Genomic DNA, 11,267 nt, shown 5'->3' with positions numbered 1-11,267 from the left:
GGTTAAAGGTAGAGTTCCCGTCACCCTCAAAAATCGGCCGTTACTTATCTATCTGGAAGCAGGCGTTAGTTTTATGCAGAACGCTGCCTAATCTTCATAAAACTTTATAAATTGGAGAATGGAGCCGGGAGAAGTGGGGTCAGCAAGGGATCTCGCCAAAACATTCTCGAACCGGAACTTACCCCCACACGGCGAAGTTTCGTTGTTGTGGCGCGCCCTCAACCTTGCCGAACCGCCCCCCACACGGCGAAGTTTCGTTGTTGTGGCGCACCCTCAACCTTGCCAAACCGCAACTGCCACCGTACCCACAGCCTCTACCCATGGGTAATAAGTTAAGCCTGTATGGCAGTTGTCAAGGGGATACCAGAAATCGCACTTGTTCTTTGCGGGCGATCGATTATTCAGCAAACCCTAAGCTGTTTCGCATTTAAACTGGGATTTTTGAGTGCTGAAACCGCAAGCCTTGCCGAGATAGCCCGATCGATTTAAATGTAAAACAGCTTAATTAAATATAATCGATCGCCCCCGCAAAAGATTACTTGACTTGCACTTTTCGATCGCTGCGTTTGCGTTTCCATAACAAGCCGCCGAAAATTGCAGCCGCAGTTACTATCCCTCCAATTTCTGAAGGTTCGGGAACAGGTTCAGCACCATCGATCGCCCGCATTTTAAACGAGAACTTATCCCGATTTGATTCTAATTTTATTGGGAATGCTAGAGGGTTAGTCGGCTCGATTGGTGCATCGATACCGAGTACGCTAAACTCCGATACGCCGTAACCGAGCAAAGCCACAAAATCCACTATTTCATTAGGCTTGAATTTACCGATTTCTTGACCGCCAACTGCGATAGAAAAAAGTTCGTCAGCATCAATACCGCTGGGCAAACTGAGAATTTTCGTAAATAGCGATGGTTCGGTTGGCTTGGGATTAAATGCGATCGGACTTGACCCAACAATATCCTCGCCGATTTTGAACGCAAAACCCGCCGAGGTTGGCGGGTCAAACCACAGGCGATTTGCTACATTATTAAAAATATGCCAACCATCCTCAAAACGATCGGGTAATACAGGATTGCGCTGAGAACTACCGCTGATGGGATCGAGCAGAAAAGCATGATTTGCACCAGTCTTGCTGTTAATCCCTTGACCGACAATTTGACCGCGATCGTTAATGCCGCTGATTTGCTGTAAAAACCACCCAGAATCAGCAGGAATCAAACTGTTAAGGTTAGCCATTTCCCCGTCTTCCCAGATTAAACCGTGACTGAGGCTGCCATTGACACTTGTGTTACCAAAACCGACTGCTTGTCCTTTATTATTAATTGCAACCCCGTAATTGACATTGCCACCGAGAGTTTTGAGTTCTGTAAGTTTACCGTTTGACCAGATAACAGGTTTACTTTGCTGAGTGTTCTTATCTGCTGAATGGCCGATCGCCTGTCCCAAATCGTTGATATCGTAAGCAATACTGTCGTTGTGTCCGTCCAGAGTTCCCAAGTCCCTCATCCTGCCGTTTTCCCACAGGAAAGCATGAGTTATCCCGAAAACAAGACCGGAATAACCAACTACTTGCCCTTTGTTATTGATACTCATAGCCCCACCATTGAAACCAAGAGTACCGAGATCGGTCATTGTACCGTTTTGCCATAAAAAGGGGTTAAATTTATCTTGGGCAATGTTAAACTTACCAACTATTTGCCCAGCATCATTGATGTCACTAGCGCTACTACTAATGCCGCCAAAATAACCGAGGTCTGTCCTTTGACCGTTTTCCCACAAATAGGCATTATCCGTCCAATTTTCGCTGAGATAGCGGCCCACAACTTGACCGGAAGTGTTGATTTGGTAAGCCCAAGTGCTGTCGGTAACTTCAGTCAATTGACCGTTTTCCCAAATCCAACCCACACCATTTTTACCCATTACCACTTGTCCGAGATTGTTGATACTGTAAGTGTTGCCGGGGCCGAGGTCTGTAATGGCATAGGAGGCAAAACCTGTATGGATACTGGCGGCGCTGACTGGTTCAACTGCGGTAAATCCCAATAAAGTAAAAGCAGTCAGCGACAGACAACTTTGAACAAACCCGCAAGAGGAAGTTTGTTCAAACATTTTTTTTAATTTTTTCACTTGCACCTCAGAGTCGATGGTTGGGTTGGCATTGCTTGTTTGCATAGAAAACGAGTTCCCTGTATATCTATCAGGGTGTCGATCGAGATTTTATGCGCTGACGCGACAATTTGTTACAAAAATTTACTAAAACTTACGCCTCGCCGTCCAGAAACCGAGTTTTCTACGACAATACTAGGTTCCAGAATGATAATCGCTGTCGGTGGGAGAGTCCACCAACGGCGAACTCTCCCACCGACAGCGATTATTCGATCGTCATTATTATTCAATTACATTTCTAGACATTGCGGGTATGGCTCAAGGGCGAAAAATTTTGAAGCAAGCGGTGTTGGAATTCCTAGTTCACGGGCTGCGCTACGTATTCTACGCCCAACCAGGTTCCCTCTCGCGGGGACTGCCAACAGCACATTCTGCTGAACCTTTGCAAAGCAAGCTGGTTTGTCTCACCATCTGAGGTTTATATCTGGCCCGACCCTGAGGGTATCGTGAGAGGACAGGCGATCGCGCCTCTGTACCGTTCAGTCCCCCAAGCTGCCAAGAACGATCCAAAACTTTATGCCTTACTCAGCTTGACTGACGCTATTTGAGTTAGTCGGGTGAGAGAGCAACGTTTAGCCGCTAGCGAACTTGAAAAGCTGCTTGCTTCAAAATAATGGAATCACTGGGTACCACAAGAAACTACGGTTTTTCGATCGACAATTTGCACAATATTAAAAAGAAAATGTGCTTAATGATACCGATTCGTAGCAGCAACCAAATTCGGGTTTACTACGATCGAACACTACCAAACTGCTACCAAACTAGATTTACCAATACTAAAACTACACTAAACTTGACGTTACAACACTCGTTCGCAGTTCATCTATTTTCGTACACTTTCATCTCATTTTTGTCCGCGAACGTTGTACTTTTGTCTATGAACGTTACACTTAGATCCATTTTAATCCACACACCCAAATATTCATATAGCACAAGGAATACAGGTGTTTTCAGACCATCAAAAATTGCATAGAATAGCAGGTAGGCATTGCCAAAAACCGAGATTCAGGCAAATACTACAGGGGGGCATGGAAGCAAATATTGCGCGTCTTTACTTACTCCGCATTGCGCCGTTTTTTACCATTTCAGTCACCGAATACTTGGGGGTATCGAAATACCTGTTTTTTTGACAAAAGCGCAGAATCGAAAAACCTATCTCAAAAAGCCTAATTTGCAGATCATAACTGATGCAATTGTTCAGCTTGCTGTTGGATAGTGCAGTTATTTTTGCTGCTATGAGTTAGGAGTATAGCGGTTCTCAAGCCACGCGCGGGGTACAAACCGATCTATGGATGCCCTATGCCCAATCCCCAAGGGTACCTCATCGAACAGAAAAGGGCTATACCAGTGATGCCCGTTACGATCGACTTTAAGGGACTTCTCCCGTGAACTCGCCCCCATCCACAAAATGACCCGACTTGGATAGATTTAGTGACACAGAAATTAGCCCAAGTTACGATCGACTTCTTGGCAATTATTTAACCACAGAGTCTCAAAAGCATAAGTCAAAAGCATAAGAAAGCGAGCAAAACTTGGAAGGCGAGGACACCGCCATGTTTCGTACACCACAAGCCATTTTGAGAGTTGGAAAACTTAAATCGATCGAATGTTTGAGAACAGCGGCCAGACATAATAGCCGAACCAAAGCCGTACCCAATGCTGACCCAAACAGGACTGTTGAAATCTTGCAAGGCCAGACTTCGCCTGAAGAAGTCGTAAAACTAGCACGGGCAAAAATTGGCTCTCAAAAAGTCCGAAAAGATGAAGTCATTGCCGCAGACATCCTCCTGGGGGCTTCCCCCAGCTACTTCAGACCCTCTTGCCCGGAAGACTATGGGTACTGGCAGCAAAAGCAACTGGTTCTATGGACAGAAGCTTCAACTAACTGGCTCGAAGAACACGTAGGGAGTAACATTCTTCAAACCGCCCTGCACCTCGATGAAGCCACTCCCCACATCCACTGTCTCTGGGTACCTATCAACAATGAGGGAAAACTCAGCTACAGGAGTACGGAGTTTGGAGGAACAAGAAGTAGCTTGAGCAAACTTCAAGACAGCTATGCCGCAGCCGTTGCCGACTTGGGCATCGAACGTGGCATCAAATTCTCGCCGGCACGGCATCAAAAAATCCGACAGTATTACACTGCTGTCAACTCCCAAGAAACTGTATTAGATTTAAACTTATGGCTTCCCGAACCAGAACCAGAAGAAACTGCCACCAATTACAGGTCTAAGTCAATTGCCTTGCTACAGACTGGTTCCGACGCCATCAACCAGATGCTTGCAGAACGGCAAAGGGCTGTAACACAACAAGAACTCGAACGAGAAAAAGCTATCCTCGCTCAAAAATATTAAGATCGAACAGAAGCTATATGGGAAATCCGATCGCCAGTTTCTAGAGCGCGTTTTCCAAAAGTTGATGCTCAATTTTACCTGGTGGGTAAATCGCAAGGATGCCGAGGGTAATAATGTCTTTCAAGGCGGATTTTTGGGCTTAGATAATATCGGCGTATTCGATCGCAGTGCGCCACTACCGACGGGCGGATATATCGACCAATCTGACGGTACTAGTTGGATGGGGATGTATTGTTTGAATATGTTAAAAATCGCGCTAGAATTGGCAAAAACTAATCCAGTTTATGAAGATATTGCTACCAAATTTTTTGAACATTATCTCTATATTGCCGATGCGATGAATCACATTGGGGAAATGGAAGATTCCTTATGGAATGAGGAAGATGGCTTCTATTACGACGTGTTGCATTTTCCCGACGATCGCCAAATTGAAATGAAAGTGCGATCGCTAGTCGGCTTAATTCCTCTATTTGCGGTAGAAATATTAGAACCAGAAACATTACAGCAATTACCCAATTTCAAAAAGCGATTGGAATGGTTCATCAAAAATCGGCACGATTTACGCCGTAATGTAGCTTGCATGGAAACCAAAGGTAAAGGCGCGCGCCGATTACTGGCGATCGTTTCTAAAGACAAACTCCAACGCATTTTACAAAAGATGCTCGACGAATCAGAATTTTTCAGCGATTACGGAATTCGGGCAGTTTCTCGCTATCATGCCGAACATCCCTATTGCTTCTATACCAACGGTACCGAGTTTCGCGTCGATTACGAGCCAGCCGAGTCTACCAGTGGTTTATTTGGTGGCAATTCCAACTGGCGCGGCCCCGTTTGGTTTCCAGTGAACTTTCTTTTAATTGAATCGCTGCAAAAGTTCCATCGCTATCTCGGCGATGATTTCAAAGTTGAATGTCCGACAGGTTCGGGGCAAATGTTGACTCTGTGGGAAGTCGCTACCGAACTATCCCAGCGACTCACCCAGATTTTCCTCCGTAACCCAGCGGGACAACGCCCAGTTTATGGGGGTACCCAGAAGTTTCAAAACGACCCGCATTGGCGCGATTTGGTGTTGTTTTATGAATATTTCCACGGCGATAATGGCGCGGGAATTGGAGCCAGTCACCAGACGGGATGGACGGGATTGGTAGCGAAGTTAATTCAACAGTTGGGGGAATATGGGGATGAAGATCGAGTAGGGGAATCGGTGCTGGAAATCGAAGCAGGTAGTGAATCGATCGTTATTTAAGTGGGATGATAAAGGTACTCAATTACCAGTAATATAGATTGCGATTGGTGCCTAACCTACTTTGTTTTTTCCTAACATTGTACAAAGTTAATCCCCACGTTTAGGGTGTAGCAAAAATTAATATGCCATACATTAATATTCAGATTACCACAGGTTCTACAAGGACACAAAAAGCTCAACTTGTTAAAGAAGTAACTGATTCTCTCGTTCGGATTCTTGGCAAAAATCCAGAACATATACACATCGTCATTCAGGAGATTGCAGAAGAAGATTGGGGATTTGCAGGACTCCTGACAGATGATTGGAAACAGCAGCAAAACTCATAAGAAGAGTGATGCTGAAGTAAATTAGATAGTTTTGTAGGGTTGGTATTTTATAAGCCTCGTTGACGAATTATGTCAAACATTTTACCTGTTTAATTACCCCAAACCTAGATGGTGGAAAGTACCCACCATCTAGTCCGACGCTGCTGCCGTAACTGCTCTACTAATCTGCACTGACTTGACTCTTCGCTTTATCTAGTCTTCTTCCCCAAGGTTTGAGAACTGAGATCGCAATAATCACAACCAAAGAAATAACTTGAACGAAAGTTCCAATTAATACACCTTTGGCATCGAAATTATAAACCAAATTATTCAGGGCTTGTAATCCCTCCTGCCCTGACAATTTTTCAGCAGTATTCCCCCACGGAAATAGCCAGAATGTGCCAAATACAACCAAACCAGTCGTTAGTATCCACTTAGTAATTACCCAATAGAACTTGATAAATCCATAATTTGTCATCCAGCACAGAAATGTTGCTGTGATGACGGAACCAATCGCTGAAGGAATGACAATCCAGTCATCTAGAAGATTAATTGCTGAATCTAGAGCATTCAGTACGTCGGCATTAACTGATGTTGTGTTTCTAAGCGACAGTAGCAGCATACTCAAGACGCTTCCCGTCCAGAGCGCAGCAAAACCAATATGCGCTGATAGCAGCCAGTTTCTCTGACGGATACTCAATTTTGGCATTTTTCCTCCAAGGTACTTCGATCGAGAACAGCACAACCGCAAGACAGCAATGCTTTTAGTCATGCGGATCGATTGCTTAATATATTGATAGTTAATATATTAAGTAATTGTCCAAAAGTCAACATCATCAGGCTGGGATCGCTAAGAAAAGTTCTGAATGATTCGATCGAGGAGCTTGAGAACGATTTCCTGCTCTGCTTCGGAAATATTTGCAGTTGCCTTTTTAACGGTATCTGCACCAAGCGGTGGCAGAATATACATGAGTCTTTTGCCTTCTTCCGTCAGCCAGATGCGGACGACACGGCGATCTGCTGAGTTTCGTTCTCGGTAAACTAGGTTGCGCTCTTCCATGCGATCGACGACTCCGGTTAGTGTTGCGCCTAGCTGTTTGAGTCTGTCAGCAATACCTGTTGTAGTAATCCCATCTTCTTCCCATAGACAGCACAGAACTAGATAGTGAAATGGAGTCAGATCGTAAGGTTCGAGCCGCTCTAGAAAATCTCTGTACATCAGTTGAGATGCCAGTTTCAGTTGATGCCCCAAGTTGTGAGGAGCGAGAGCATATTTCCATTGCTGGAGAAAATTAGCATTGGACGATGAACTAGGCATTCGATCGAGGTATTGGTGATTAAGCCAAATAGTTAATGTATTAATTATGCTATAACAATCAATTACATAAACGACCGCAAGCGTGAGTTGGAATTGTCGAAGGTAATTTAGGTCGCTCGAGTGCGATCGAGTCTCTACAGACTAAATCGCGCTGGGTTTCGATCGCCGCGTTTCTCAACAAATTCTCATTTTCTCTTCAGGAGTGTTTCAGATCGATCGGGGATCGTAGTTATTATCGAGGCAAATTTAGCTCCGCGATCACCTAACTTTATCCCCTAGCCCCTCACCAGATGAACGTCAATCAGATCGGGAGTGAATCGATCGAGCATCCCCGTTTTCGGTGGATTAATTTTAATACCATCGCAGGATCGATTGCACTATTATCCGATCGATGTCAGTGCTGGCATTCTCAAGAGTACGGCTCTAGCATTGTTGGAACGCTACCCCAACTTAAAACTGTGCGGCTTGGCGGGGACTTACGAGCAAGCTCTGGCTCAATTGCCACCAGCAGAACTGGGGAACCGCATGGTGATTTTCCTGGGTAGTACGCTAGGGAATCTAACCGATCGAGAGCGTAGCAGTTTCCTGACCCAAATTCAACAGGCACTCCAGCCTGGAGAATTTTTCCTCTTAGGCGTAGATTTACAAAAATCGATCGAGACGATTGAAGCTGCGTATAATGATGCTCAAGGTGTGACGGCTGAATTTAACCTCAATATCCTCCGCCATCTCAATCATCGCTTTGGAGGTGATTTTGCACTCGATCGATTCGAGCATTTAGCATTCTACAATCGGGAGCAACATCAGCTTGAAATGCATCTCCGCAGTTTGGTAACTCAAACTATAGCTTTTGCAAACCTAAACTATCGAGTTAAGTTCGAGGCTGGAGAAACGATTCACACCGAAATATCTCGCAAGTTTCATTTACCAACATTAGTAGATAATTTATCGGCTCATGCTTTTAAACCTTTACAATTTTGGACAGATCCACAAGATTGGTTTGGCTTGTTGCTATGTCAACGTCAATGTACTGTAGGGGAGTATCCTTAAATTCCAAGCGATCGCTATCCAACGAAAAATCAATCCACAATGAAAAATCAAAAATCAAAATGACAGCACATATCCTCTTGGTTGAAGATGAAATTAAACTCGCCCGATTTATCGAACTGGAATTAGATAGTGAGGGTTATCGCGTCAGTGTGGCACACGATGGGATGGCGGGACTGAGTTTGGCGCGGGAGGCGGCACCGGATCTAGCGATTTTGGATTGGATGTTGCCAGGACTTACAGGCGTGGAACTCTGTCGGCGACTGCGATCGACTGGTATATCTATCCCCGTAATTTTACTGACAGCTAAAGATGAAGTCGGCGATCGCGTGACGGGTTTGGATGCGGGAGCCGATGATTATGTAGTCAAACCGTTTAGTATTGAAGAACTACTCGCGCGCATCCGTTCTCATCTGCGACGCACCCAAAAAACCGACGAAGATCTGTTGCAATTTGAAGATTTAAGTTTAAATCGACGGACTCGCGAAGTCCATCGCGGTAGCAGATCGATCAATTTAACTGCCAAAGAATTTGAGTTATTACAATACCTATTGAGTCATCCTCGCCAAGTATTTACTAGAGAGTTAATTATCGAAAATGTCTGGGGATTTGATTTTCTGGGCGACTCAAATATTATCGAGGTTTACGTTCGCTATCTCCGCACGAAGTTGGAGCAAAACAACGAGCCAAGATTGATTCATACCGCGCGGGGTGTCGGGTATGCTTTGCGGGAGCAATAGCAGCGATGAAGATTTCGATTATAACGTTAAAGTTGAGCGGCAGCAGATAGCCATGGACACTCTACATTTTGTGGATTCTCGACACAAACGGCGAATTACGCTTTGGTGAACTGAGGCGTAAAGTTGATGGCATCTCAACGAAGGTGCTTACCGAAAGATTGCGATTACTGGAATCGATTGAAGTAGTTCATCGTCACCATGAATCTACAATTCCACCTCAAGTTACCTACAGCTTGACTGAACGCGGAAAAGAGTTGTCTGGGACACTCGACCACCTCTACAAACTCGCTGTGCGTTGGTATGGCACGGAGGGAAAAACGGCTGTCTAGATTTTGCTGAATGCTAACAGATAACCTTTAGGCTGCTGTCCCTACACGTAACCCAACAGCCGACCCTCGATCGAATTCAAATTTAAAACATTTGGACTTTTATTTCGTTTCAACGCAACAGACTTCCTAGCTCTCAATATGTTTGCCAGCATTCCACCAAGACAAAGAACTCGCCGCCAGATCCAGCGGTGGTTTTTCTAAAGTTGTTGCCAGTGTATCATTCCATTTATTGTAAAAAGACATCATCGCAATCAGACTGACAATCTCCGCGATCGCTTCATCCTCAAAGTATTTACCCAATTCTCCAAAATCCTCATCCGTGACTGCATTGGGCATTTTATTAGCCTTATCAGCAACTGTCAACGCCGCGCGTTCGGCAGCCGAGAAACTGGGATGAGTCTGGTAATCGCGAATATTTTGAACTTTGTCCATCGACAACCCATATTTGAGAGCTAGCCCCGCACAATGCGCCGTACAGTACATACAACCAGCCGCACGGGATGAAACATACATCACGAGCAATCTGAGCGTCATCGAGGTTTTTCCCGCTGTCAGCAGCACTGCGCCAGTTAGTTCGACTACTGCCTTCATCACCGCAGGCTTATGTCCCATCGTCAGATAGTCATTAGGCAGAAATCCGAAAAATTCCTCCAGTTGCCCGAACATTTCATCATATGTGGCGAGTTCGGCAATGGGTTTGGGTGCAAGTCTGGGCATGGTTGTCTCCTGCGATTTGTTTGCATAATTACTCGATCGACAATTGCTCAGGCTTAAACCCTTGCGGATGGGCTATACTGATGAAACAATAGTTTTTGTCGATATAGACAAGAATACAGGTTTTTGTCGAACCCGTCAAGAATAAACATCGATAATTTTTAGCTAACTACCGATAACCATGCCGCGCCCTCGATCGTTCGATACCGATGCTGTCATAGAACAACTCTGCGATTATTTCTGGGAGCATGGCTATAGTGCGACATCTTTGGATGAGTTGGCGCAACTGCTGGGAGTCAAGCGGGGCAGTTTATTTAATGCCTTTGGCTCGAAGGAAGTGTTATTTTATGCGGCTTTCGAGCGGTACGAGCAAAAGTTTAAACTGGCGTTTGAGACGGATAAAAGTGGCGTTAACGCGATCGCCAATTATTTCCATAATGCGATCGAAATTGCGTCTACCAAAGGGATGGGGCGCGGTTGCTTTTTGGTGAATCTGTTGATGTCTGCCGAAATTCCCACTCCCGAACTTCAACAAGCGATCGATCTAGACGTAATTTTTATCAAAGACTTTTTTCACAAACATTTAGAACTAGCTCGGCTAGATGGGCAACTACCGCCGCCAATTTCTATTTCAGCCGGAGTCGATGTGTTGTTTAGTGCCACGATCGGAGTTTTCGCATTAGCGCGGATGAGAGCAACGCCTATGATGATTCAAGAGTTCGTTAAGAACAATTTTCGGGGATTGTTTCTCAAGGTGTAGGTGAGATCCTCCAACCTTGTCGAAAGAGCAAGATTTCAACAAAACAGCGCAAGAATCGGGCTTCAGCTTACTGGGGCTTTTCTCTACTATTGAGGTATGGAAATTTTTCTAGTAGTGAGCCAAAGATCGTGACTACTCAACCCATCTTCAAAACTGTAATGAACCGTGTCACTTTTGAAAGTGAAGGCGAAACCGCTCGTAAAAACATGGACAAAGCTACCCAAAAGTAGTCAATGTTAGACATCTACGTTAGTAATTTTAGTCCACAGTCCTAAAACTACAGGAAT

The 11,267-nt window shown here is 44.9% G+C and carries 13 protein-coding genes; 9 read left to right on the top strand and 4 right to left on the bottom strand.

Translation table 11 applies throughout. From position 1 onward, the window contains the following. The first annotated feature begins 342 nt into the window (after positions 1–342). Positions 343–489: a hypothetical protein gene (locus JGK11_RS12380; RefSeq protein WP_293182994.1), complete on the top strand. Its 147-nt coding sequence runs from the start codon at positions 343–345 to the stop codon at positions 487–489. 46 nt (positions 490–535) lie between these two features. Here the strand turns inward: JGK11_RS12380 and JGK11_RS12375 are convergent, their stop codons facing one another. Next, entirely contained in the window at positions 536–2,173 is a 1,638-nt protein-coding gene (locus JGK11_RS12375) for a PEP-CTERM sorting domain-containing protein (RefSeq protein WP_293211859.1), read from the bottom strand. Positions 2,174–2,330: 157 nt separating this feature from the next. Here JGK11_RS12375 and JGK11_RS12370 point away from each other — a divergent pair, with 157 nt between their 5' ends. The 4 genes from JGK11_RS12370 (at position 2,331) to JGK11_RS12355 (ending at position 6,093) form a co-directional block, all read left to right on the top strand. Next, positions 2,331–2,582 (top strand): hypothetical protein, encoded by a 252-nt coding sequence (locus tag JGK11_RS12370; protein ID WP_293211857.1) that lies wholly within the window; start codon positions 2,331–2,333, stop codon positions 2,580–2,582. Positions 2,583–3,720: 1,138 nt separating this feature from the next. Then, positions 3,721–4,521, top strand: a complete 801-nt coding sequence (gene mobV, locus JGK11_RS12365; protein WP_293211855.1) for a MobV family relaxase — start codon at positions 3,721–3,723, stop codon at positions 4,519–4,521. 64 nt (positions 4,522–4,585) lie between these two features. Further along, positions 4,586–5,767: a hypothetical protein gene (locus tag JGK11_RS12360; protein ID WP_325315433.1), complete on the top strand. Its 1,182-nt coding sequence runs from the start codon at positions 4,586–4,588 to the stop codon at positions 5,765–5,767. A 122-nt stretch (positions 5,768–5,889) separates the two neighbouring features. After that, positions 5,890–6,093 (top strand): 4-oxalocrotonate tautomerase family protein, encoded by a 204-nt coding sequence (locus JGK11_RS12355; RefSeq protein ID WP_293199291.1) that lies wholly within the window; start codon positions 5,890–5,892, stop codon positions 6,091–6,093. Positions 6,094–6,253: 160 nt separating this feature from the next. On the opposite strand, the gene JGK11_RS12350 is transcribed toward JGK11_RS12355, so the two are convergent. Further along, the gene (locus JGK11_RS12350) at positions 6,254–6,844 is read right to left on the bottom strand and encodes a hypothetical protein (RefSeq protein ID WP_293187029.1); all 591 of its coding nucleotides are present in this window, start codon (positions 6,842–6,844) and stop codon (positions 6,254–6,256) included. Positions 6,845–6,922: 78 nt separating this feature from the next. Continuing rightward, a complete protein-coding gene (locus JGK11_RS12345) occupies positions 6,923–7,390 on the bottom strand; it encodes a MarR family transcriptional regulator (RefSeq protein WP_293187028.1) in 468 nt (155 codons plus the stop codon). A 312-nt stretch (positions 7,391–7,702) separates the two neighbouring features. On the opposite strand from JGK11_RS12345, the gene JGK11_RS12340 reads away from it, so the two are divergent. The 3 genes from JGK11_RS12340 (at position 7,703) to JGK11_RS12330 (ending at position 9,506) form a co-directional block, all read left to right on the top strand. Next, positions 7,703–8,440, top strand: coding sequence for an L-histidine N(alpha)-methyltransferase (locus JGK11_RS12340; RefSeq protein ID WP_293199288.1), 738 nt, complete (start codon positions 7,703–7,705; stop codon positions 8,438–8,440). A gap of 59 nt (positions 8,441–8,499) precedes the next feature. Then, positions 8,500–9,177 carry a response regulator transcription factor gene (locus tag JGK11_RS12335; protein ID WP_293187026.1) on the top strand — a complete coding sequence of 226 codons (678 nt, stop codon included), beginning with the start codon at positions 8,500–8,502 and terminating at the stop codon, positions 9,175–9,177. A 65-nt stretch (positions 9,178–9,242) separates the two neighbouring features. Next, complete coding sequence (locus JGK11_RS12330; RefSeq protein ID WP_293187032.1) at positions 9,243–9,506, top strand: winged helix-turn-helix transcriptional regulator; 264 nt, start codon at positions 9,243–9,245, stop codon at positions 9,504–9,506. A 126-nt stretch (positions 9,507–9,632) separates the two neighbouring features. Here JGK11_RS12330 and JGK11_RS12325 read toward each other — a convergent pair whose 3' ends face one another. Further along, entirely contained in the window at positions 9,633–10,223 is a 591-nt protein-coding gene (locus JGK11_RS12325) for a carboxymuconolactone decarboxylase family protein (protein ID WP_293187025.1), read from the bottom strand. Between the two features lie 178 nt (positions 10,224–10,401). Between JGK11_RS12325 and JGK11_RS12320 the strand changes: the two genes are divergently transcribed. Beyond that, positions 10,402–10,980: a TetR/AcrR family transcriptional regulator gene (locus tag JGK11_RS12320; protein ID WP_293187024.1), complete on the top strand. Its 579-nt coding sequence runs from the start codon at positions 10,402–10,404 to the stop codon at positions 10,978–10,980. The last annotated feature ends 287 nt before the right edge of the window (positions 10,981–11,267 follow it).

It is taken from the genome of Microcoleus sp. PH2017_34_RAT_O_A (assembly GCF_020737885.1).
GTDB lineage: Bacteria > Cyanobacteriota > Cyanobacteriia > Cyanobacteriales > Microcoleaceae > Microcoleus.
This window is presented reverse-complemented; position numbering and strand designations above follow the sequence as displayed.